Here is a 22899-nt window from a genome sequence, read left to right as displayed (position 1 = left end):
AAACAGTAACCTGTTTTAACTTCTAACTTCTGACTGATCTGAAAAACAATCATTTATTATGGAGATCATCATGCAAAAATTGGTTACACCTCAAGAATTAAAACAAAAATTGATAGCAACACTCCAGTCGGTTTCTTCTCAATTCCCAGGCGTTGAGGGTGCGCCAATTACTAATCAAAAAATAAAACCCGATCTTGTCCAAGAAATTGAAGAAATGGTTGTGGAGTTAGAAGCAATTAACCCTAACTATCGTCCTTTATTGTTTAACCCTAAACTCCTTGATGGGGCTTGGCAACTTCTCTACTCAACTGCACGAGAAATTCGCAATTTGTCTGCACTACCACTGGGCTTAAAGGTGGGAAAAATTTATCAAGTTATTGATGTCGCTACTCAGTCTTTTTGTAATCAAGCATTTGTTCAACACTCGTTAGGGTTAATTGAGGGTGAAGTCAAAGTTACCGCTCGTTTTGAACTTGTTGTTGATGATAAAAACTTACCCGATAGCCGTATTAATGTTTATTTTAAACAACGTTATATTGGTGTTTCTAGTATTGTCGGGGTCAACACTCCCTCGTTAAATCCTGCTCGTATTGTACCCGCTCGCAGTCCCGTCGGACGAATTCCGAGTCTAGACATTACTTATCTCGATGAAACCTTTCGTATTGGTCGAGGAGGTGAGGGAAGTCTGTTTGTTTTAATCAAAAGTAATCTTGATTGAAACCAATAAGTTTAAAACCAATATTATGGGGTTGTTTTTTTGTAGAAGTTAGAAGAAAACTAAATTCAGCATCCTAACCCTTGATATCTAACACCTGATAAACATCTACCGATTTTTGTCGGCCTTTTAACTGAACATGACCAACCAAACTCGTAGAAAATAGATCCTTAATATACTGATAAGTGTTATCACTAATTAATATGCGACATAATCCCTGACCAAAAGACTTATCATAACTCTCCAAACGCGCCGCCACATTCACCGTATCGCCCAACGTGGTATAATCCATCCGTTGAGAACTGCCCAAACTCCCCGTTACCACAACCCCGGTTGCAATTCCAATTCGCATCGAAACAGTAGGCTGTTCATTTTGTCTCCATTTTTGATTTAGTAATCGTAATTTTTCCGCCATTGCCACTGCACAAGAAACGGCTAAAATCGCATCTTCAGCAATTTCTGACTCTTGAGTTCGAGGTAAAGGCACCCCAAACCCTGCCATAATCGCATCACCAATAAACTTATCAATAATCCCATCATGGCTGAGTACAGTATCGGCCATTGTATTCATATATTCATTCAGCCAAAACATCAGAAGATCGGGTTCCATTGATTCAGCGATCGCGCTAAAATCTTGAATATCAGCAAATAGAATCGTTGCCGTCATTTTCTGTCCGAGCAACTGACCTTGAGTTAAGACTTCATCGCGACTCCGCCAAATCTCATCGGCAATTTTTGGAGTAAGATGACGCCCAAACAAATTCATCAAAGTTTGTCGTTCTTGACGTTCTTGATGAGCAATATAACCTGTAATCGCAGTTCCTGAACCAAACAGTCCCAACAACGGAGGAATAATGGGTATCCACCATCCCCGCAAAAACGCTTGATAACAAATTACTGTTAAACTAATTCCAGCCAGAATAATCCTCGCAATTCCCTGAATCGGACGATAACTCAATCCGATAGTCATTCCCACGGCTGACCACAACAAAATCCAAAACCATTCTATCTTTTCTGACCAAACCTTAAATAAAGGTCGATTATCGAGTGCTGCACTGAGAATTTTACTGGCGATATTAGCATGAATAATCACCCCTGGTGTGCGGTCACTGATTCCGAATAAACTGCTACTGTAGGGAGTAAAAAATAAATCATTGAGACTTTGAGCCGTTGTCCCGATCAACACAATCCGATCCCGGATCAAATCTGGTGATACCCGGTCTGCTAAAATATCAGAAACCGAAACCGTTTGAAAGTTCTCTAACGAACCGCGATAGTTCAATAAAACTTGATAGCCGTTCTCATCTGCTCGTACATAACCCCCGTCATTGGCGGTAAAGCGAGTAAACACCCCAAACCCTAGTTTGACTTCGCTGTTGGCTGTCATTTCTGGTGTAATTCCGTGGGTTTGTTGTAAATACATCAACGCCAGCTTTAAGCCAATATTAAAAACCATTTCACCCTCTGGAGGTTGTATGGTTAATAGCGCTCGTCTAATTTTGCCATCTCCATCCCAGACTAAATCGGCTGCACTGACTTGATTTTGCTCTTTTAACAGAGAAGGGGGAGCAATTGAGGAACCATTTGCATCACTAACAACTTTCTCAATTCCAATCAAATTGGGTGTAGTGCGATAGATTTCGAGGAGTTGTTCATATCCGGGTGGAACGGGTAAATCTCGGTAGATGTCTAAACCAATGGCGACGGGTTGTTTTTGCTTAAGCTTTTCGATCAATTCGGCTAGGATAGTATCGGGAATCGGCCATTGTCCAATTTTTTGAATATCCGGTTCATCAATGGTAACGATAACAATGCGTTCATCAAAGGGTTCAAGCGGACGCAGACTCATCATTTGATCAAACGCAGCCCATTCCACCAATTGTAATACTCCGGCCATTCGCAATGCAATCACCAACAACGCAACCGCAGGAACGATTAACCATTGCTTGATAGACTTCAAAAAGGAAAACTTCGGGCGAAAGTTTAAAGTTCCTAAGCCCAAAAAAGCTTTTTTTTTTCGGTTACGAACCTCAAACTTCATAACACCCATTGATTCGTGAGTTTAGGCAGGTTTTGAAGAAACGTTTCTCTGGCGATCACACTTCATTTAATTATCTCCCCTACCCGACAAAATTAATTAGTCAATGAAAGGCTGTTGAGCGATTTCTTCAAGCCCCACTGATTTTAAAAGTTCCTCCCATTTACTAGCAAGCATTGAGTCATTCGGCTGAGTTTTGCGTAAATCAGCTAAAATTCCTATACTCTCAAACCAAATCCCGTTTTCGGCATAAACAGCAGCTTGTTCTAGGGGAGTGAGTTGCTGAAGTTGGTTAGATACAGCGATATCCGTTTGAATTCGGCGAATTTCTCCAGTTACAAATACAACTTCTGGTTGCTGTTGATCGGACTGGGCTTGACAAACCAGACCAAAAGACCAACGATAGGACTGACCGACTTTAAGCTGTGAATCTGAGGGAAGTTTAACACTGATAATCCCTGTTTGACCAGAAAGCGGGAGACGAGTTTGGTAAATATCTTTATCGTTTTCGTCTTTGAGGCTAAATACACCTTCTTGGGCTGCCATTGTCGGTACAAAGAAGTAAAATTTAGGGGTTTCCTCGGTGGTCAATCCGGTTAAATTGGAACTAATATCGTTGGGTTTCTGTAAAGCAGGGACTAAGGCGGTGAGTTGGGTTTGGTCTGCTGATAAAATTGGACAATTATTGCCTGTACGGGAAGCCCCTCCTGCGGTACGATTGGGCATTCCTTGCCCGGCTGGGGGTTGAAACGCTACACTGACTCTTGTTTGTTGAGAGGATGATTTTTCCGCTCTGACGGGTAAACTGGGAATAATCGCCAGTCCAACAGAAACTGTGACTAAAACGCTTATGAACTGTTGAGAAAAGAGTTGAGAAAAATGTTGTCTTTGCATTTGGGGTTGATCCTCATAATGAAGGTGTGATTGTAATCGCCAGATGCCCCAGTTTAGGGTTATCCTCTGGAAGTTGAGGATCTGATTAAACGGGTGAGCTTTGACTCCGATTAACGGAGCTTATTGCTGAGGTCGCTATGATCTAAGATAGCAATTATAACTCTGGCTTTGAAATAAAATGTTTAAGCTTACCTTAAGTTATTTTTAGCACTTATATCAAGAAAATTTAGAGAAATAGGGGAATATGCAAGCGGATTAAAGCCAGTTCCCAAGCAAAACAAACGCCCCCCAATAGTAGGGATCTTTATATTGGCTTTCCTGTAACAATTTTAACTGAGCAAATCGTAGGGCTTCAGCCTTACTCACTCCTGAGACAGACAAATTGCGGTAAAATTCTGCCATTAGGAGGGCTGTGGAAACATCATTAACCTGCCATAAGGTTGCTAAGGTACTTCGCGCCCCAGATCGGACTGCTACTCCGGCTAACCCCAGCGCCGCCCTTTGATCGCCTGTCGCGGTTTGACAAGCACTTAAAACTAAGAGTTCAATGGGTTTGAGATCATTTTGGGAAGATCGTAATAACTGATCAAAATCTTTGACATTAATTCGACCATCCCAAGTTAACAGAAATGTCTCCTCCGCTTGAGAACTAAACTGACCATGAGTGGCTAAATGAACAATTGAAAAAGATCTTTGATTTAATTGCTTTTCTAAGACCTCTTGGGTAAACTCTTGATTGAGGAATACTGTCGTCGGCACTAAAGATTGAATTTGTTCGAGTTCATATTCAACCGCAGGTAAAGCGCTAAAGCCTTGACTGGCTTCACTTAATCCCACGATTAAGGTTTTTAGAGAAGTTTCGGGTAGCGATCGCGGTGCCAACAGTTGTAAACTCGGGGTCAGTGCAAGATTGTATTTTTCAATCAAATACTGTTGTCCATCGTAAAGGGCTGCCATCGGCAGATTTCGCAGGGAACCATCTAATACAAATACGAGGGTTTTGATCCCAGCGGCATCAAGATCGGCTTCTGCTGGACGCACTAACCAATCATACACTTGCTCAGAGAGTGTGAGACGTTCCTGAGATGAAAACACCGGAACAAAAACCTGTCGCAGTTGCCCAACTGTCACATCCACTTTTTGGGAGTCTACGGGTGTAGAATAGGAACGTAGAGGTTGACCGGGTAAAGACAAAATCACCTCTAAGCGAGACTCGAGGATAATCGGATAAATAATCGCCGCATCCGGGTCAACTTGATCAATAGCTGTGGGTTGAATATCCGCATCTAGACAAGCCTCCCGAAAGAAATTATCTAATTCTGCCAGTTGTAACGACTCAATTAACTCTCGGGCTTTTTTGAGGTTTTCCTGACTCGGAACCTCACCGGGAGCAGGGGGTTGTAAAATTAAACTGACTAACTGCCGATAAACAGGTTCGACGCTTTCTCGAAAGGAAAACTGAACATCAGGATCAACCGCAACTAGATCCGTTCTTAATGATTCTAACGTGTGGACTGCTTCAGAATAAGCGGCGATCGCGGTTTGGGTTTTTCCTTGCGCTTTTAACAGTCTACCTAACTGCCATTGCCAACGATAACTAATATCGGGTGCATTAATTGCTTGGGCTAACACTAAAGCTTGTTCACTCAGACGTTGCGCCATTGCCCATTGTTGGGTTTGTTCGTAAACTGCGGCTAAACTACCTAAACTATAAGCTTCTGCTCTAGTATCTTGCAGTTGTCGGGCGATCGCAATGGCTTCTGTTAAGAGGTCAACTGCAACAAGTATTTCTGGTTGAGATAAGTTCAGCAGACTTTCGGCTAAATTCACCCGCAGATAAACGGTTGTTCGACTTGCAGGTTGCTCAGATAATTGTACTCGGATTTGCCGCCATAATCTGATCGCTGAATCATGATTTTCTGTTTCTGTGATCTCGACTTCGGTTAACAGACGCAGATGATTGAGTTGGGCTTGAATTTTAGTTAGGGGATAAATGGCTGCTATCGCTGCATTCTGGTAAGTGTTGATCGCCATTTGGGGTTGGTTTTGGGCGCGATGAGTATTTCCCAAACTGAGTAAAATTTCGGCTTGGGTTTGAGTCGCATCTAAAAGTTGAGCAATTTCTAAGCTTTCCTGTAAAATCGTTTCAGAGGGGTTGAGATCGCCAACGACCCGTAAAGCTTCCCCCAAACTTCGCAGTCCCGTTGCTTTGAGTAATGAGTCCGGTTGCGATCGCAATTTTTCCTGAATTTGCTCTAATGTTTTTAAAGCTTGGCGATAGAGTCCCAACGCTTGTAAGGCTTGTGCTTGATTAATCTCAGTTGTGAGAACTCCATTGAGATCCTGAACTTGGTCAAATAGTTTAGCCGCTTGTTTCCACGTCTCTAAGGCTTGTTCGGGCTGTCCTTGCTGTAAGTATAGTTGACCTTGAATATTGAGGACAGAGGCGAAAATACGAGGGGCTGAGATAGGTTTTAACAGCGTGATACTTCTCTCAATGGCGGTTGTTGCTTGTTCCCATTCTCCCAATTTTTGCCACACTAACGCCAGATTACTCAAGGCGATCGCTTGATTGAGAGGATCTCCCTCGCAGGCGAAGTTAGAGACAGCTTGTTGAAGGAGTTCAGCCGCAGCCCGATAGTTTCCCGCTTCGTAAAGTTGTCGGCTTTGTTGCAAAGTGCGATCGGGTGAGCCGGGCGGAGGTAAACTTAATGCAGGTTGAGTCTCCAAAATTAAGAGTAGGAGAATTCCCGCTGCGATAGATGCTCGTTTTGGGATCATATCTCGTTCGTTTAATAGAACTGTATAATCTTATTCAGCCGATTTTCTCTAATCAGTACAATTCTCAAAGTTCAGATCAGTTTGTTGACTAAGTTTGCTTGACAGATGTTCACGAGAATGCTAAGGTCACTGCCTGAAATTCTAGTTGACCCGTCGCTTCACTTCAGTTGCTTGGATCAATTCTAACCATAGGAACTTAGCCTAGAAATCGTTCTCAGGAGAAAAAATCTCTGAACTGATTGAAATCTGCAACAGTTTTTAATCAGAACCGAACTGGTGCAAATGGTACATTAAAAAAATTGAAACTTTAATCCCAAACACCATTAACGGGCTTGGTGTACTTTAAATCTATACTCAATGCTGACTTATCAAGAACGATTTATCCCTGGTCAAAGAGACTCCCTGATTTTGTTGCAAAATCTGCTAGAATCTGGACTATTTTTTGATTATATGATGTACCACCAGCAACAGGAGGTTCGCATCGCGGCTAATGCTTTAGCTGTCATCTCTGTTAGTCTAGAAGAACTTTCAATTCAGAGTTTAGATCAACTGCAATTTCAACCCATCCACGATCCCTTCAAACAAGTCGAATCAGCATTTGCCAACTTACAGATTGAGAATTGGACAGCCTACGGTTATATTAGCTTTGATATGGCTCGTTTCTATTATCCCTATACCAAAGCAATTAATCAACCTCTACTGTATTTTTTTGTCCCTGAAACTGAACTCCGCATCACCTCAGAAGGAGTTTATATCAAAAGTTTAAATCATTTATCTAAGTTACAAGCCATCTGTGAACTAGAAACGGCTTCAAAATCCTATTCTCCGACGACAATACCTGAATTGCATTTTACGGAAAAACAACAATATATTCAAAAAGTTGAACAATTAATTCAAGCGATTCAAGCCAGAGAACTACAAAAAGCAATTATTTGTCGTTCGATTAAATTTTCGGGAGAACTTGATCTTTTAGGGACTTATACACTCGGTTATCAAAGAAATCATTCTGCACGTTCCTATTGTTTTCAGCTTGGAGAAGTGCAAGGGGTTGGATTTAGTCCAGAAATTTTAATGGAAATTCATGCTGATCATTGGATAGTCACAAATCCTTTGGCGGGAACTCGACCTAGAGGGAAGAATTTAGAAGAAGATCAGCAGCTTCAGCGAGAACTCTTTACGGATGCGAAAGAAGTCAAAGAACACGCCCTTTCAATTTTATTGGTTCAACAAGAAATGAGCGGAATTTGTGTTGAAAATACGGTGAAAATATCAGATTTTATGCAGGTGAAACAATATCCTTATGTTCAACATTTATCCTCTCATGTTGTCGGACAACTACAAGCGGATAAAACACCTTGGGATGCTTTAAAAGCGTTGTTTCCAGCGATTACAGTTTCAGGAATTGAAAAAAGTCAGGCGATTGCTTGGATTGATCGTTTAGAAGATACACCCAGAGGGATTTATGCAGGGGCGATTGGTTGGTTAAACGGGGAAGGACAAGCTGATTTTGCGATTCCGATTCGTTCAGCTTATCAATACGGAAATAGCATTCATTTAAACGCCGGGGCGGGAATTATGGGCGAATCTATTCCCCAAAGAGAGTACATTGAATGTGGCAACAAAATGAATACTATTTTAACCAATCTCGTTTTAAAATCCGATTAGTTAAGATTAAGCCCAAAGCTAAAATACCGCCCAGTGTTTGCGGTTCGGAAACTTGTTTTCCTGGCTGTGTAGAAAATGCTGTTAGGTTTTCAACTGCTGTAATTTTCCCATATAAAATGGCTTCTGATGTCATTTTTTCTTGGGAAATAAAATCACTGAGAATAGATTGATCAGCACCATAACTAAAGCCAACTAAGGATAAAGTATAGCTAACTCCATCGATTTCAAAGCTTTCCGGTGAGAAAGCAGTTGGAAAGGAAATCTTGTCGGAACAGTCGTTACTGACACTGTAATACATACAGTTTCCATCATTGGGAGTTTCGTCAATTTCTAAGTTAAAATCAAAGGTTTTCATCCCCAATTCAACAAAGTCTAAATCCAGAGTTAAATTAACCGCAGAGGCGGCTGTATTTCCGTAGATAACATTATTGAAATGACTCAACGTTCCAATTTCAAAAACGTTTTCGAGTTCAAGTTCTGTCGCATCAACCCCGGTAAACCCGAGTCCACTTTGTTCTCCCAAACCCAAAGAGTCACCCCAACGAATTTGGTTTTCTTTGCCTATCGTTTGATATTGAATAAATTCTCCACCGATGGGATTACTCCAACTTCCCGAAGAACTATTTAAAGTTAACGCATTCGCCGCAGTTCCTACCAAAGCAAACGCTGAGGTAAAAATAGAAGTTAACAGCACGTTAACAGAAGGTTTTAATAACATCAATCGATCCTCAGAGAAAGGTCTTAACTTGCCTATTAGGATAGTGTAGTTTGTTCCTGAAAACTGAAAAACTTTACGGAATTTTACAATTCAATTCCTAACAATTTTTATTGAAATATCAGGATGGGCAATACCTATCCCAATCTCTAACTATTTTGCTTGTTTTTAAGGTAGCTTCTTTGCTTAAGATAAAAAGATCGGAAGAGCATTACCCACCCCAACTTATAACGATTTTTCTTGTTTTTTCAGATGACTAAATGCAGCTTATAACGCACTAATAAGATCAGCATTATTCATCGTATTAATGACGAATTGTTTTCCGAATATGATTGACTCCAATCAATCCAAATACTACTAATAATCCGGTTGCAGGTGACGCTTCCGGTACGGCTTTGAAAGTGGGAGCAAACTGAGTTTCTCCTGTATTGTCTCCAAACAGTTCAGCAGTTTGTAAACAATCTTCAGTACAAACCTCAAAGGCATTTCCAGCGATTGTTAGTAAAGCTAGATTTTGGCTATCTATATCTCCGAATTCTTCCGAATTAAATTCTAGACTCAGGTTAGTTGTATTGCTAAAAAAGTCAGTTGCAAAAAGTGATGCTGTGATCTTTTTCCCTTCAACGTTAAATAGATTCGAGAAATTAGGGAGCGTCGTAAAATCAAATCCAACTAAAGAATCAAATATTGGATTTGTAGTAGAGGTTAGGATAACAGATGTTGCTGAAACACCATCTCCTTCTTCTACTTCGAGTGTTCCTGAAACGGTTCCTTCTATTCCACCAACAACGTTAGAAAAACCCCATTCAAAAGTTGCAGCTTGTGCTTTGGGTGCTTCAAAAGCGATCGCAGCAGACAAAACAACGGCTGTAGCTACGGTAGATGTAGCCTGAGTGAAGATATTTTTAAAGTTCATAGTTAGATGAGAAAATTAGGTAGAAGTGGTTAACAAGGTGACTTATACATTCACCTTAAATTTGGGGTAATTTATAACCCTTGAAGTTCGTTTGAATCTCTCCCTGTCAACCTAAAAGTATCAGGTTAACTGCGTCTTTCCCGACTTAAACTCACACAATTAGGGGGTTAGACTTTTTTGACAATCGATTGTAGGGGGTAAAAATATTGTGATTTCACCCAAACACCAAACCCTACTTTTAATCTGAATCTTGATGAACTGCTCGCTTTCCCCTGTGACTGGTTATTTAAATCAGGAGTTCTGCTAAAAGAAAGTTATGAACAGCATCATACTAATCGGATTAACTCTAATACGGCAATACCTCAACCGTGTTTTTACGGAATCTTTAAATTTAAACCTTGATCGGAACCGTGAGCTTTACAAAAGGGGGGGTTATGTAAAAAAAGAAGAAAAAAAGTAGGATAGACATTACCCATCCTACCTGCTGTTAAAAATAGATAATATTACTATTCATGCTCTCCAAGGGCTTTGTTGAGGTTCCATGCCGCACTAATCAAAGCTAAATGCGTAAAGGCTTGGGGAAAATTGCCGAGCGCTTCTCCTGTCGGGCCAGTTTCTTCAGCAAAGAGTCCAAGATGGTTAGCATAACCGATCATTCCTTCAAACATCAAACGGGCTGATTCTAAACGTTTTTGATCGAGATGTCCGGCGCGAGTCAGGGCTTCAACTAACCAGAATGTACAAATATTAAATGTTCCTTCTTCCCCTTCTAAACCGTCATGGGTTTCATCAACGTTGTAGCGATAAACGAGATTATCTGAAACCAATCCTCCCTGATCTGGCGGTTTATTAATAGCTTCAATGGTTTTCAACATTCGCGGATCAGTCGGAGAGAGGAAAAACACTAAAGGCATGATTAAATTCGCGGCATCGAGGGTATCACTGCCGTAATATTGCATAAAGGCTTGTCGTTCTTCGTTCCAGCCTTTTTCCATAATCTCTTCATAGATTTTGTCACGAATATCTAACCAGCGTAGACGTTCAGCCGGAAAAGAACGTTTGTCAGCCAGTCGTATCGCCCGATCTAGCGCAACCCAACACATCAAACGAGAATAGACAAAAGCTTGTTCATCGCCCCGCATTTCCCAAATTCCCTGGTCTTTCATGTGCCAGTTATCGCAAACCCAGTTAATTAGTTTTCGCAATTGGGACCAAAGTTCATAGGAAATCGGAGTGCCATATTTATTGTACAAATAAACCGAATCCATCAACTCGCCGTAGATATCTAACTGACGTTGGGTGTAGGCTTCATTCCCAATCCGAACTGGACTTGATTGGCGATATCCTTCTAAATGATCGAGGGTTTCTTCAGTCAGAACATGACGACCATCAATCCCATAAACAATTTGTAGTGTACCATCAGGATTGAGTTCTTTACACCGATCTTCTATCCATCCCATGAATTTCTCTGCTTCTTCTGTGAAGCCAATTCGCATCAAGCCATATAAGGTAAAGGCTCCATCTCGTATCCACGTATAACGATAATCCCAGTTTCGTTCTCCGCCAATCCCTTCTGGTAAACTACAGGTTGGAGCGGCAATAATCGCACCTGTTGGTTCAAAAGTCAGGAGTTTTAAGAGTAACGCCGAACGTTCGACCATCTCCCGCCAACGTCCCCGATAAGTACATTTAGACAGCCAGTTTCGCCAATAGTTGACCGTATGCTTAAATAATTCTGTGGCTTGGGAAGGCTTAATCGGTAAACCACAACCCGCCCCAGATTCAGTTCCTTGTAAGACGAAGACGGCGATTTCTCCCGCTTCTAAAGTAAATTTGGCACAGACCCCTTTGTTTTTCGGTTCGAGGGGAATATCGGTAGCAAGTCCCAAATTCAGCGTTGAGGAGTAGAAACAGGCACCTTTGGGGGTGATGTCGATTTCGTGTTCGTCGCGACAGTAGTTGAAAGCGGGTTCACATTCGGCAATAAAGGTCATGCTACCCCGAACGACTCGCACTTCTCGGATCAGAGAATGATAGCCAATTTCATCTTCTCTTAAACCGACAGGCATAAAATCGATAATTTCACCCACACCATCGGAGGTTAAAAAACGGGTAACGAGAATATTACTTTCCGGCCAATAAAGTTGTTTTTGAGTAACATCAGGAACAGCAGGGACAATTTGAAAATATCCGCCTTTATCTTGATCTAAAATTGATGCAAATACACTGGGGGAGTCGTGATTTGGAAAACAAAACCAGTCTATTGAGCCATTGCGTCCCACCAAGGCGGTGGTGTACATATTGCCAATTATGCCGTAATTTTGAATGGGTTGATAGTTCATTGTTTGGCTTAAATAAAATTTAATTCTGTACTTGCCCTGGGTCGGAGGGAGCGGTGATCGGTGTGATCTCTATATTCGTTCTTTTCTTTGATAGCATTGCCTTTCCTGCGAGTTCTGTATATGTAAGGTATATTTTAGATTTAACTCAATCATTAAATCCTGCTTTTCTATTGGTGAATTTATGATGCCATCTAATCTCAATACAAAGACTTCAGAAAATCTCAATTCATCTTTGAGTTCTCCGCCCAAAGTTTTAGCGATTTTAGGGGCAGGTGCTTGGGGTTCTGCACTCGCAGGTTTAGCTCGGTATAAGGGTCATCAAGTTCGGATTTGGTCGCCTAGTTTAGGGAATTCGATAGAGGAAGTGGTTGCGGATGTAGATTTAGTGCTTTCTGCGGTTTCTATGCCCGGAGTTTCCCCAACTTCAACTCAAATTCAAAGCATCAAATTAAAAGAGAATATTCCGATTGTTACGGCAACAAAAGGGCTGGATACAGAGACAACGTTTACCCCTTCACAAATTTGGTCGAGTCGGTGTTCTGATCATCCCATTGTTGTGCTTTCTGGGCCGAACCTATCCAAAGAAATTGAACAAGAATTACCGGCTACTACTGTGGTTGCCAGTGAAGATATTAACGCAGCAAAAATTGTGCAGCAAGTGTTTTCTTCTAAACGTTTTCGAGTTTATACCAGTTCTGATCCGGTGGGAACAGAGTTAGGCGGAACTCTCAAAAATGTGATGGCGATCGCGGCTGGAGTTTGTGATGGTTTACACTTAGGAATGAATGCTAAAGCCGGATTATTAACTCGGGCTTTACCCGAAATTATTAGAATTGGAACACATCTCGGTGGACAGACAGAAACCTTTTTTGGGTTATCTGGTTTAGGAGATATGTTAACAACGTGTAGTAGTGATTTAAGTCGGAATTATCGGGTTGGTTATGGACTCGCCCAAGGTAAAACTTTAGAACAGGTTTTATCAGATTTAGGGAGTACAGCAGAAGGGGTTAATACAACGAATGTTTTAATTGAAATTGCTCGTCGAGAACAGATTAATGTTCCGATTTCTGGACAGGTTTATCGATTATTAAACAATCAAATTTCTCCCCAAGAAGCTGTAGAAGCGTTAATGGAACGAGACTTAAAGCCTGAATTCTCCGAAAAAACAATTCCCCCTAAACTGTAAAAATTATCCCATGAAAAAATTTAAACTACCAGATACGCTTGTCATTTCTTCTGGTATTCTTATTTTGATTATTGTTCTAACTTGGATTATTCCAGCCGGAGAATATGTGCGAGAAATAGTCGGAAATCGTAGTCTTGTTGTTCCGGGTTCTTATCAAGTTATAGAGTCTTCACCTCAAAGTATTTTTAGCTTTTTTATTGCTCCCATCAAAGGATTTATTTCGGCGGCTGAAGTGATTGCTTTTATTTTTTTTGTTGGGGGTGCATTTGGCTTGGTAAACGCTACAGGTTCTATCGATGCAGGATTAGAAAAATTAGTTCGTTTAACTGTTAGAAATCCGGCGTATAAATGGCTAATTATTCCGGGATTAATTCTCGCATTTTCTTTCTGTGGGGCGAGTTTTGGTATGAGTGAAGAAGTCTTAGTTTTTGTATTAATCACAATTCCCTTAGCGCAAGCTTTGGGTTATGATACAATCACCGGAGTTGCTATTCCTTTTGTGGGGGCTGGTGTCGGCTTTGCTGGAGCATTTTTAAACCCGTTTACCGTTGGAGTTGCTCAAGGAATTGCTCAAGTTCCACTGTTTAGCGGAATTCGTTACAGACTTTTGGTTTGGGCTGTATTTTCTCTGATGGCGATCGCTTATATTTTGTGGTATATTTATCGTCAAGATGTTAATCGGGAAAATAGTCTTTTATATTCTCTGAAAACGACAAAAATATTAGAAGTAAAAGTTCGAGACTATCCCCTAACGGTTAATAGAATTATTGTTTTAATTCTGTTTTTACTGACTATTTTAATCTTAGCTTGGGGAGTCACCACTCAAGGATGGTATATTACCGAAATCGCCGGATTATTCTTGGGATTAGGAATTTTTTCGTCATTAATTGGCGGACTTTCTCTTTCTCAAACCACCAACGCTTTTGTCGAGGGGGCAAAAGAAATGATGATGGCTTGTTTAATTGTGGGATTTTGTAAGGGAATTTTAATTGTTGCCACAGAAGGGAAAATTATCGATACTATTTTATTTCAAATTACCCAAACTGTTGAAAGTTTACCTGCGGTGATTTCGGTACAAGCAATGTTTTGGTTTCAAGCGATTTTAAACTTCTTTGTTCCCTCGGGTTCCGGACAAGCGGCGTTAACCATGCCGATTATGGCACCATTGAGTGATTTACTCGGAATTTCCCGACAAACCGCAGTCTTAGCCTTTCAAATGGGAGATGGTTTAAATAATCTGATTATCCCCACCAGTGGCGTAACAATGGGGGTTCTTTCTATCGCTAAAATCCCCTATGAAATTTGGCTACGTTGGATTATGCCGTTAATGGTTTCTCTATGTTTAGGAGCGATGTTTTTCCTATTTATTGCAGTTAAAATAGGCTGGAGTTAAACCTCACTAATTATCCTACTTTTTCCTTGTTAGAGTAATTATTGATATCTACACTATGGTAAAATTTACAATAAAGTTCGTCAAATTCCCAATATTGGTTGTAAGTGATTAGATTAACCCGTTTGACGCAGTAAATTTTTAAGCCATAATAGACTAATCAGGGGTTTAACGGGAGAAACGTCAACATGACTCTACACCAACCCAACAATATCATCGCCGAACGTTATCGCATTGTCACCCCATTGGGTGAAGGCGGAATGGGAATCACCTACGAAGCCGAAGATCTGACAAATTATCAACGAGTCGCCGTTAAAGCCGTTTCCTTGCGACAAGCCAAAGATTGGAAAATATTAGAATTATTTGAACGGGAAGCTAAAGTTCTCGCCACTTTACATCATCCCGGAATTCCCAAATATCTTGATTATTTTCACCTTGATACAGAAGAAGATCGATGTTTTTATTTAATTCGAGAATTGGTTTCTGGAGACTCTTTAGCCGCTTGGGTTGCAAGAGGTTGGCATCCAACTGAAGTGGAAATTAAGCAAATAGCGATAAAAATTTTAGAGATTCTTAGCTACTTACATCAACTCAACCCGTCTATTATTCATCGGGATATCAAACCCCAAAATATTATCCGACAGGCTGACGGGGAAATATTTTTGGTGGATTTTGGGGCGGTTCAAGATATCTATCGTAATACAATATCTTTCAGTGGAACGTTCGTCGGAACGGTTGGATATATGCCACCGGAACAGTTGCGAGGAAAGGCTTATTGTGCTTCAGATTTGTATAGTTTGGGCGGTACTTTGTTGTATTTATTAACCCACCGTTCCCCCGATGAACTTCCTCAAAAACGAATGAATATAGATTTTCGTTCTTGTGTACAAGTTTCGCCCCAATTTGCCGACTGGTTAGAAATAATATTAGAACCGATGTTTGAAGATCGGTTTCAGTCAGCAACAGAAGCTTTAAATGCACTTCAAAACAACTCGGAGATAATTTCTTCTGCTAACTCTATTGTTCAATATTTTCATAAAAAACCTAAAGGAAGTCGAGTCAAAATCAAAAAAACCTCCGAAAGCTTAATTATTGATATTCCTCCTGCGGGTTTTCGAGTAGAGCATATACCTTTGTGGATTATTACCCTCATTTGGAACGGATTTATATCTATGTTATCAATAACTCTATTGATAACGGAGGGATTTGAGAGTCTGTTGATCTTCGTTCCTACTGTGGGCATCGGTTTCGCTTTGATCGCCAATCTGATGTGGATTTATGGCGGGAAAACTAATATCAAAATCCATAAAAATGAGTTTTTAATTGACCGGAAATGTTTGGCATTCTCTCATAAAGTCACGGGAGAAACGGCAGGTTTAGAGAGAGTTTTTATTAATAATACGCACATCAAAACCTACGGAAAACACGCGACCAATTGCGCCCTCTTTGAAGGTGTGAAAAAGCATGAGTTTGGTTCTTCACTCACCCCAAGGGAACAAGAATGGTTGGTTGCTGAAATCTCCAATTTTTTGCGACAATTAAAGTTCAGATAAATTCAATAAAAACTTCAAGGATTTATGTCTACCTATGATATAATTTATGATATAGTTCGTCAGATTCCGGTCGGGAAAGTTGCCACCTACGGACAAGTTGCAGAGTTGGCGAATTTAGCCGGAAAAGCGCGTTTGGTTGGCTATGCGTTGTATCGAGTTGATATTCAATCTTCTGATATTCCTTGGCATCGGGTGATTAACGCTAAAGGCGAAATTTCTCACTCTACGTTACGCCAGGGCACTGACTATCTTCAGAAAACACTTCTCGAAGAAGAAGGAATAATCTTGACTTCAGACGGGAAAATCAAGCTGAGTCAATATCAATGGCAACCGTCTTAAAGATGGAAATTCGGAATTAATATAAAATTGAAAAAACAATCTTACAGATGATTTTATCTCTTAAATATCCCCCTAAATCCCCCTTAAAAGGGGGACTTTCAAGAATTCCTGTTTCTTTTCTCCCCTTACAAAAGAGGGTTAGGGGGGATTAAATTACCACTTCAATAGGTTAAATTCTTCCATATCAACCGTATTGCGGTTCCGATAAATGGTTAATACAATTGCTAAACCGACAGCCGCTTCTGCTGCTGCTACTGTAATCACAAACACGGTAAAGACTTGACCTTTGATTTCGTTTCCATCTAAATAATTAGAAAATCCCATCAAATTCAAGTTAACCGCATTTAACAGTAACTCAATTGACATCAAAACTCGAACTGCATTTCTGCTGGTAATTAATCCATAAATACCAATACAGAATAAAGCTGCGGCAACGACCAAAAAATACTCTAACTGTAATTCCATGAATGGCTTGTCTCTCCTAACTTATTACTGAGTTAAAAATAGTAATTTCTCTCTGTTGAGTCGGGGAAATCCACAAAAATCTTAACGTTCAGAAGAAGATTGTTGACTCGAAACAGAAAGCAATTCACGCGGACGTTCTTGTAAAGTCCAACCCGGAGTTTGAATTTTTTCTTCGGGGATTAAATCGGGGATAAAATCTCGACGAGCCAAAATAATCGCACCGACCATTGCCATTAACAAAAATACAGAGGCTAACTCAAAAGGTAACAAGAAGTCACTGAAAAAGTGCTGTCCAATAATCATAATTGAACTTTCTTCAGGGGGAACACTAACAGTAGCTTGGGACATCCAGGGAGTAGACAATACCATCGTACTCAGTAGGGCAAATAACCCCGAACAAACCAAAGCCGTTGCCCCTTTGCGAACCCAAGCATTCGGCAAGACTTTAAAGCTTTCCTGCTTGTTCACCAACATAATCCCGAATAGGATTAAGACATTCACCGAACCGACATAAATCAGAACTTGTGCGGCTGCTACAAAATCAGCATTGAGGAGAAGATACAGCCCTGCCATACTCATAAATACCCCGCCCAACAAAAAGGCAGAGTAGACAATATTTTCCAGCAAAACCACCCCTAAAGCCGCTCCCAGCATCATCACAGTGAGCAGACCAAACGATACAATTTGAACCCCTTCGGCTAAATTCACAACTCTTTTTTCCTTATTTCTGTGCTGAATTGACAATGGAAAAATAGAGAAGACAAGGCAAACTTACGCATTGCCTATCTTCTCTTGAGAACTACCTAATTCTCATCTTTTGATTCTTGTTTTTCTTCCATTTGTTCCAGAATTTCTTCAGGACGCAAACCTGCCCGACGTGCAGTTTTAGGAAGATCGTGAGGGTCCATCACTCCCTTGGGTAGATAGGCAAGTTCTCGCAGTGGAGTCACCATCGGATCATTAGTCACCTTGTAGGGTAAACGTCCGAGTGCCACGTTATCATAGTTCAACTCATGGCGATCATAGGCTGCCAACTCGTATTCTTCTGTCATCGATAAACAGTTTGTCGGGCAGTATTCTACACAGTTTCCGCAGAAAATACAAACCCCGAAGTCGATACTGTAGTGCTTAAGTTGTTTTTTCTTATTTTCCTTATTAAACTCCCAGTCTACAACAGGCAAGTTAATCGGACAAACTCGCACACAAACTTCACAAGAAATACACTTATCAAACTCAAAATGAATCCGACCTCTAAACCGTTCAGAAGGAATCAATTTTTCGTAAGGATACTGAACTGTAATCGGACGGCGACGCATATGATCAAAAGTTACAGATAACCCTTGACCAATATATTTAGCGGCTTGAAAAGTGTCTTTGGCGTAGTCTGTGACTTGATTTAGAAACTTTAACATGGGATTCTCTCTCAAGTTGTAACAATATAGCGATCGCAATTGTTGAGCTGGGATTAGACTCAACCTTGACGACAGAATTTAATCGTTCTGGTGAGGGCAAAGGACAGAAGAACCAAGGAAACGCTAAATCTCCTCAAACTTTCAGTCTTTCCGGCCTTCGCTTGCTCACGTCTTTAAAATTAGCGTCAATTATCCCCCAAATGCGATCGGGAAAGCTAATTTTAAGGCGGCGGTGAGAAGTAAATTCACCAACGCGACTGGAAGCAAGAACTTCCAACCGAGATTCAACAATTGGTCAATCCGTACCCGAGGTAACGTCCAACGCAACAGAATGGCGGTAAAGACTAACACATAGGCTTTCAGCAGGGTCATGGTAATCCCCAAAGAACCTGTAATCACCTGTAACCAGGGTGTCGTTTCACTGAGATTTAACCAACCGGCTAAAGCCTCAACCGGAATGGGAAAATCCCAACCGCCCAAATACAGCACCGCCACCAACAGCGACGATAGCAGCAAATTCACATAAGAAGCCAAATAGTACAGGGCGAATTTCATCCCAGTATATTCAGTTTGATATCCAGCCACCAATTCTTCTTCGGCTTCCGGTAAATCAAAGGGTAGACGTTCACATTCTGCTAAAGCGGCGATCCAAAAAATCAGAAAGCCCACCGGTTGGCGCCAAACATTCCAGCCCAGGATACCGTAACCGGATTGTTGTTCAACGATATCAATGGTGCTGAGGCTATTGGACATCATCACAATCGCCAAAACCGCTAAAGCCAGAGGGATTTCATAACTAATGGATTGAGCTGCCGCTCGTAAGCCTCCCAGCAGCGAGTATTTATTGTTTGAAGCATAACCGGACATCAGCAAGCCAATCGGTTGTATGCTCGATAAGGCAATCCACAGAAAAATTGCAGTTCCCAAGTCGCTAATGATCAGATTCTGCCCAAACGGGACGATCAGGTAGGACAGAAACACGGGAATCGCCACAATGATTGGCCCCAAGGTAAAAAGCCAGGGGTCAGCCAAAGCCGGAACAATATCTTCCTTAAATAGCAACTTCAACCCATCGGCTGCCGGAGCCAACGTTCCCAATGGCCCAATAAATTCCGGGCCAATCCGTTGTTGGGCGGCGGCTGAGATTTTTCGTTCCAACCAAACCGAACCGAGTACACCCACCGTTGCTGCCACCAACATTAATCCCATTGGTAAGGGCATCCAGATGAGTTTAGCTGTACCTGGGGGTATACCAAAATCCATCAAGGCTTGGACAAAACTTCCTTGTAAGTCAATTCCTGGGTTCATTTATCCAGACTCAAACTTCAATTATCCACAACATTTTGACATCGCTCTATCAAACGAGCGTTAATCTGCCCTTGTTTGTAAAGATTCTTTAAAACCTTACTCCAGATTCAGTATAACGTTCGACCGCAGCCAAATTAACACCGACGAAAAATTTGAGCGGTTTTTTCCAGGAGGAGAAATCATCACTTCACCTCATTTCACCTTTGAAACTGTTCTCCTCTGTCTTTTGAGTTTCTTTAGTTTCCCTCTTGTTCAAGGGGATCGCCGAGAGGCACCGCCCGTTCATCAATCGGAATGTAAGGTTCACCGTGAGAACCCGTATAGATTTGAGTGGGACGGTAAATGCGATTTTTACCGAGTTGTTCTTTCCAATGTGCCAACCATCCCGCCACCCGAGCGATCGCAAAAATCGGAGTAAATAAATCCGTCGGAATCCCTAACTTGCGATAAACTAAACCCGAGTAAAAATCTACATTAGGATAGATGCCCTTATGTCCTAGTTTGTCTTGAACCGCCGCTTCGAGTTCCACCGCAATTTCATAATATTTGTCATGGCCAAACTGCTCAAATAATTCTTCGGCCAACTTTTGCAAAATCGTCGCGCGAGGATCTTTAACTTTGTAGACACGATGGCCAAACCCCATGATTTTAGCTTTCCGTTCTAAAAGTCCATCGAGGTAAGGTCTAACATTCTCCACCGAACCAATGTCTTCCAACATAAACAAGACTTCTTCATTTGCCCCGCCATGCAAAGGCCCGGCCAACGTTCCCACCGCAGACGCCACCACTGCGTAAGGATCAGTTAAGGTCGAAGCCGTCACCATGGCCGAAAAGGTCGAAGCATTGATGGTATGTTCAGCATGAAGCATCAAACAGACATCAAACACCTTAGCCGCTAGCGGATGGGGTTCTCGTTCATTGAGCATATAGAGAAAATTTGCCGAATAGTCGAGATCATCTCTCGGTTGTACCGCGTCATTTCCCTTCCGCATCAGTTTAAAAGCAGCGACCATCGTCGGGATTTTCGCCAACAGTCGCACGACCGCTTCTCCAATGTACTGAGGATTATCCAAAGCACGCCGGGAGTAAAACAAACCCAATGCAGCGGCAGAGGTTTGCAGCGCATCCATCGGATGACCTGTTTCTGGGAAACATTTCATCATATCTCGAATGCGATATTTAATCCGACGATGGTAGCGAATATCATGCTCGAAGCTATCGATTTCCTCCTGAGTTGGAAGTTTCCCCCAAATCAGCAGATAAGCCACTTCTAAAAAGGAACTCTTTTGGGCCAGTTCCTCAACCCGAATGCCTCGATATTCAAGTATTCCCTTTTGCCCATCGACGTAGCTAATACTGGACAAGGTTGCAGGAACACCTTCTAAACCAGGCTTGTATTCGCCGACGAAAGTCATAGCCGTTTCTCAATGTACATATAACCTATTCAGGGTACATTATCAGAACAACTAATCCAGTTGCTATTTTGACAACATTTAATTATTGTGACAGTTTGACTAACTCAACAAAAATTTTGGCGGAGTTAGCCACAACAGTTGACTATTGCCCACCAGTGAACCCGTTTCCGGTAAAGTTATCCCAATAATACCCGCTTTTTTGACGATCAACGCCTCTCGGATATCTCCCCAAATCAGCACTTCCGCCCAATTTCCGAGATCCGGTTCATGTCCGACGAGGGCGAGGCTATCCCCTCCGCTGTGACTCCAGTTTCGATACCAGTCCAACCAAAAGTTAATCTCTCCCTCGGGCGCGAGGGGGGGAAATTCTTCGACATGATCCGTTAAACCGACAGATTTGAGAATGTCGGCTGTTTGACGCGCCCGCACTAACGGACTTGACAGCACGATATCAAATTTTAGGTTTAATGACTTCAGCTTTTGTGCAACCTTTCGGGTTTTGCGATCGCCGTCTTTGGTTAAAGGACGTTCTTCGTCTATTTCGTAAAGTTCTCGATCTGCGGCAATGCCATGACGAATCAAGTAAAGATGGGTCATCGCAAGGATTCTTATTCAACTTGAAACTTTAGCATAGCAGAATTTTCCAGAGAACAGGATTCACTGAAGAAACGGTCAAAACGGTGACATAAATAACAAAACCCCTGTTTTTTCAGCCAACAGGGGTCAAAGACCAATTATATATTTTTGCCATTCTTGATTCATACCGCTTTTTAGGTGTTTCGTTACTTCAAAGTAAAGACTACTGTACGGTTTTCGCGGGGGATGACGCAGTATCATGTTTGCCTCTCGGGGCGTACGACTCCCCTTTTTGACATTACAGCGAACACAAGCGGCGACTAAATTTTCCCAGGTTTCGCCACCGCCTCGCGATCGCGGAATCACATGATCAAGCGTTAGCTCATCTCCGACATAATGACAATATTGACAAGTGTGACCATCCCGGTGCAAGATATTCCTGCGCGTTAGAGGAATGTCTTTGTAAGGAACTCTGACATAGTGGCGTAATCTGATCACAGTCGGTAGAGGAAAGTCAGGTAGAAGGTACTTTCCGTTATGCTCAACCTGTTCGGCTTTCTGCTTAAGTAACAAGACCACCGCCCGCCGCCAACTGGTAATATTTAGCGGTTCATAGGAGGCGTTCAATACTAGAACGTTGCCCATTGACGATCTGTTGCGATTATAAGTATTTGAACGATATTAACACAGCTTAACGCTTTCCGGGACAGGAAGGCTTGACAGTCAACAGTCACCCGTGTTGACATCCTCTCCCGCTAAATCGAAGATGATCACGGGAACTTCCTAAACCTCACGATTTAGCTTCTTCCCCAAGAAGCCTCACGTCTGACCCGACAGAGCAGCGTGAGATGAATTGCGGTCAGGGTTTATCGGAATTAGGTTTGTTTTGGTTTTCAATGTATTGTCTTAAGGTTGAAATAGTAACTCCGCCGCAACTAGCAACAAAGTAAGAGCCATTCCATAAAACATCTTTCCAGTAAAAAGAATTTAAGTGGTCGGAAAATTCTTGTCTAAGCTTTCGAGACGTTACAGATTTGAGATTATTAACCAAATTACTTAAAGCAATGTCACCGATGGTATTGGAAAAGAAGATGAACATGATTGTCTTCCCCGTTAAACTCAATTAATTTACAATCCCACTTGTGGAGTAATTCTTCAAGGATGGAGTGTAACCTATTCAGCATTTCAA

General features: G+C 41.6%; 19 protein-coding genes and 1 pseudogene. 6 read left to right on the top strand and 14 right to left on the bottom strand.

Annotation, left to right across the window (positions count from 1 at the left end):
- Positions 1 to 70: 70 nt before the first annotated feature.
- On the top strand, positions 71 to 718 hold the full coding sequence (locus M595_RS21070; protein WP_023068489.1) for a PAP/fibrillin family protein: 648 nt from the start codon (positions 71 to 73) through the stop codon (positions 716 to 718).
- 73 nt (positions 719 to 791) lie between these two features.
- On the opposite strand, the gene M595_RS21065 is transcribed toward M595_RS21070, so the two are convergent.
- The 3 genes from M595_RS21065 to M595_RS21055 all read right to left on the bottom strand — a co-directional run bounded on the left by M595_RS21065 (position 792) and on the right by M595_RS21055 (position 6428).
- A complete protein-coding gene (locus tag M595_RS21065) occupies positions 792 to 2765 on the bottom strand; it encodes a CHASE2 domain-containing protein (RefSeq protein WP_238987115.1) in 1974 nt (657 codons plus the stop codon).
- Between the two features lie 87 nt (positions 2766 to 2852).
- Complete coding sequence (locus M595_RS21060) at positions 2853 to 3647, bottom strand: DUF928 domain-containing protein (protein WP_023068469.1); 795 nt, start codon at positions 3645 to 3647, stop codon at positions 2853 to 2855.
- A gap of 255 nt (positions 3648 to 3902) precedes the next feature.
- Positions 3903 to 6428, bottom strand: coding sequence for a CHAT domain-containing protein (locus tag M595_RS21055; RefSeq protein ID WP_023068468.1), 2526 nt, complete (start codon positions 6426 to 6428; stop codon positions 3903 to 3905).
- 357 nt (positions 6429 to 6785) lie between these two features.
- Here M595_RS21055 and M595_RS21050 point away from each other — a divergent pair, with 357 nt between their 5' ends.
- Complete coding sequence (locus M595_RS21050) at positions 6786 to 8093, top strand: salicylate synthase (protein WP_023068471.1); 1308 nt, start codon at positions 6786 to 6788, stop codon at positions 8091 to 8093.
- Here the strand turns inward: M595_RS21050 and M595_RS21045 are convergent.
- From M595_RS21045 to M595_RS21035, 3 genes are all read right to left on the bottom strand, one after another.
- Positions 8059 to 8811 carry a THxN family PEP-CTERM protein gene (locus M595_RS21045; protein WP_023068477.1) on the bottom strand — a complete coding sequence of 251 codons (753 nt, stop codon included), beginning with the start codon at positions 8809 to 8811 and terminating at the stop codon, positions 8059 to 8061. The genes M595_RS21050 and M595_RS21045 overlap by 35 nt on opposite strands.
- A gap of 301 nt (positions 8812 to 9112) precedes the next feature.
- Complete coding sequence (locus tag M595_RS21040) at positions 9113 to 9724, bottom strand: hypothetical protein (RefSeq protein WP_023068479.1); 612 nt, start codon at positions 9722 to 9724, stop codon at positions 9113 to 9115.
- Between the two features lie 506 nt (positions 9725 to 10230).
- The gene (locus M595_RS21035) at positions 10231 to 12066 is read right to left on the bottom strand and encodes a glycoside hydrolase family 15 protein (protein ID WP_023068474.1); all 1836 of its coding nucleotides are present in this window, start codon (positions 12064 to 12066) and stop codon (positions 10231 to 10233) included.
- Positions 12067 to 12250: 184 nt separating this feature from the next.
- Between M595_RS21035 and M595_RS21030 the strand changes: the two genes are divergently transcribed.
- The 4 genes from M595_RS21030 (at position 12251) to M595_RS21015 (ending at position 16534) form a co-directional block, all read left to right on the top strand.
- The gene (locus M595_RS21030) at positions 12251 to 13252 is read left to right on the top strand and encodes an NAD(P)H-dependent glycerol-3-phosphate dehydrogenase (protein ID WP_238987116.1); all 1002 of its coding nucleotides are present in this window, start codon (positions 12251 to 12253) and stop codon (positions 13250 to 13252) included.
- Positions 13253 to 13262: 10 nt separating this feature from the next.
- On the top strand, positions 13263 to 14645 hold the full coding sequence (locus tag M595_RS21025) for a YfcC family protein (protein ID WP_023068466.1): 1383 nt from the start codon (positions 13263 to 13265) through the stop codon (positions 14643 to 14645).
- A gap of 185 nt (positions 14646 to 14830) precedes the next feature.
- A complete protein-coding gene (locus M595_RS21020; protein WP_023068480.1) occupies positions 14831 to 16195 on the top strand; it encodes a serine/threonine protein kinase in 1365 nt (454 codons plus the stop codon).
- A gap of 24 nt (positions 16196 to 16219) precedes the next feature.
- Positions 16220 to 16534, top strand: coding sequence for an MGMT family protein (locus tag M595_RS21015; protein WP_023068482.1), 315 nt, complete (start codon positions 16220 to 16222; stop codon positions 16532 to 16534).
- Positions 16535 to 16687: 153 nt separating this feature from the next.
- Here M595_RS21015 and nuoK read toward each other — a convergent pair whose 3' ends face one another.
- From nuoK to tnpA, 8 genes and pseudogenes are all read right to left on the bottom strand, one after another.
- Positions 16688 to 16999, bottom strand: coding sequence for an NADH-quinone oxidoreductase subunit NuoK (gene nuoK / locus M595_RS21010; protein ID WP_023068470.1), 312 nt, complete (start codon positions 16997 to 16999; stop codon positions 16688 to 16690).
- Positions 17000 to 17080: 81 nt separating this feature from the next.
- On the bottom strand, positions 17081 to 17707 hold the full coding sequence (locus M595_RS21005; protein ID WP_023068491.1) for an NADH-quinone oxidoreductase subunit J: 627 nt from the start codon (positions 17705 to 17707) through the stop codon (positions 17081 to 17083).
- A gap of 95 nt (positions 17708 to 17802) precedes the next feature.
- Positions 17803 to 18411 (bottom strand): NAD(P)H-quinone oxidoreductase subunit I, encoded by a 609-nt coding sequence (gene ndhI / locus M595_RS21000; RefSeq protein ID WP_023068467.1) that lies wholly within the window; start codon positions 18409 to 18411, stop codon positions 17803 to 17805.
- A gap of 189 nt (positions 18412 to 18600) precedes the next feature.
- Entirely contained in the window at positions 18601 to 19719 is a 1119-nt protein-coding gene (gene nuoH / locus M595_RS20995) for an NADH-quinone oxidoreductase subunit NuoH (protein WP_023068487.1), read from the bottom strand.
- A gap of 236 nt (positions 19720 to 19955) precedes the next feature.
- Positions 19956 to 21134 (bottom strand): citrate synthase, encoded by a 1179-nt coding sequence (locus M595_RS20990; protein ID WP_023068476.1) that lies wholly within the window; start codon positions 21132 to 21134, stop codon positions 19956 to 19958.
- A gap of 99 nt (positions 21135 to 21233) precedes the next feature.
- A complete protein-coding gene (sixA, locus tag M595_RS20985; RefSeq protein ID WP_023068461.1) occupies positions 21234 to 21731 on the bottom strand; it encodes a phosphohistidine phosphatase SixA in 498 nt (165 codons plus the stop codon).
- Between the two features lie 126 nt (positions 21732 to 21857).
- On the bottom strand, positions 21858 to 22355 hold the full coding sequence (locus tag M595_RS20980; protein ID WP_040484447.1) for an HNH endonuclease: 498 nt from the start codon (positions 22353 to 22355) through the stop codon (positions 21858 to 21860).
- 214 nt (positions 22356 to 22569) lie between these two features.
- Positions 22570 to 22899: pseudogene (gene tnpA / locus M595_RS20975) on the bottom strand (IS200/IS605 family transposase); the annotation flags it as partial.

This window comes from Lyngbya aestuarii BL J (assembly GCF_000478195.2).
GTDB classification, from domain to species: domain Bacteria; phylum Cyanobacteriota; class Cyanobacteriia; order Cyanobacteriales; family Microcoleaceae; genus Capilliphycus; species Capilliphycus aestuarii.
The sequence above is the reverse complement of the archived record's forward strand: the minus strand, read 5'-3'. Positions and strand labels throughout refer to the sequence as shown.

Coding starts and splice junctions, on each gene's coding strand:
- M595_RS21070 (WP_023068489.1), top strand. CDS start 71: ATGCAAAAATTGGTTACACCTCAAGAATTAAAACAAAAATTGATAGCA.
- M595_RS21065 (WP_238987115.1), bottom strand. CDS start 2,765: ATGGGTGTTATGAAGTTTGAGGTTCGTAACCGAAAAAAAAAAGCTTTT.
- M595_RS21060 (WP_023068469.1), bottom strand. CDS start 3,647: ATGCAAAGACAACATTTTTCTCAACTCTTTTCTCAACAGTTCATAAGC.
- M595_RS21055 (WP_023068468.1), bottom strand. CDS start 6,428: ATGATCCCAAAACGAGCATCTATCGCAGCGGGAATTCTCCTACTCTTA.
- M595_RS21050 (WP_023068471.1), top strand. CDS start 6,786: ATGCTGACTTATCAAGAACGATTTATCCCTGGTCAAAGAGACTCCCTG.
- M595_RS21045 (WP_023068477.1), bottom strand. CDS start 8,811: ATGTTATTAAAACCTTCTGTTAACGTGCTGTTAACTTCTATTTTTACC.
- M595_RS21040 (WP_023068479.1), bottom strand. CDS start 9,724: ATGAACTTTAAAAATATCTTCACTCAGGCTACATCTACCGTAGCTACA.
- M595_RS21035 (WP_023068474.1), bottom strand. CDS start 12,066: ATGAACTATCAACCCATTCAAAATTACGGCATAATTGGCAATATGTAC.
- M595_RS21030 (WP_238987116.1), top strand. CDS start 12,251: ATGCCATCTAATCTCAATACAAAGACTTCAGAAAATCTCAATTCATCT.
- M595_RS21025 (WP_023068466.1), top strand. CDS start 13,263: ATGAAAAAATTTAAACTACCAGATACGCTTGTCATTTCTTCTGGTATT.
- M595_RS21020 (WP_023068480.1), top strand. CDS start 14,831: ATGACTCTACACCAACCCAACAATATCATCGCCGAACGTTATCGCATT.
- M595_RS21015 (WP_023068482.1), top strand. CDS start 16,220: ATGTCTACCTATGATATAATTTATGATATAGTTCGTCAGATTCCGGTC.
- nuoK (WP_023068470.1), bottom strand. CDS start 16,999: ATGGAATTACAGTTAGAGTATTTTTTGGTCGTTGCCGCAGCTTTATTC.
- ndhI (WP_023068467.1), bottom strand. CDS start 18,411: ATGTTAAAGTTTCTAAATCAAGTCACAGACTACGCCAAAGACACTTTT.
- nuoH (WP_023068487.1), bottom strand. CDS start 19,719: ATGAACCCAGGAATTGACTTACAAGGAAGTTTTGTCCAAGCCTTGATG.
- M595_RS20990 (WP_023068476.1), bottom strand. CDS start 21,134: ATGACTTTCGTCGGCGAATACAAGCCTGGTTTAGAAGGTGTTCCTGCA.
- sixA (WP_023068461.1), bottom strand. CDS start 21,731: ATGACCCATCTTTACTTGATTCGTCATGGCATTGCCGCAGATCGAGAA.
- M595_RS20980 (WP_040484447.1), bottom strand. CDS start 22,355: ATGGGCAACGTTCTAGTATTGAACGCCTCCTATGAACCGCTAAATATT.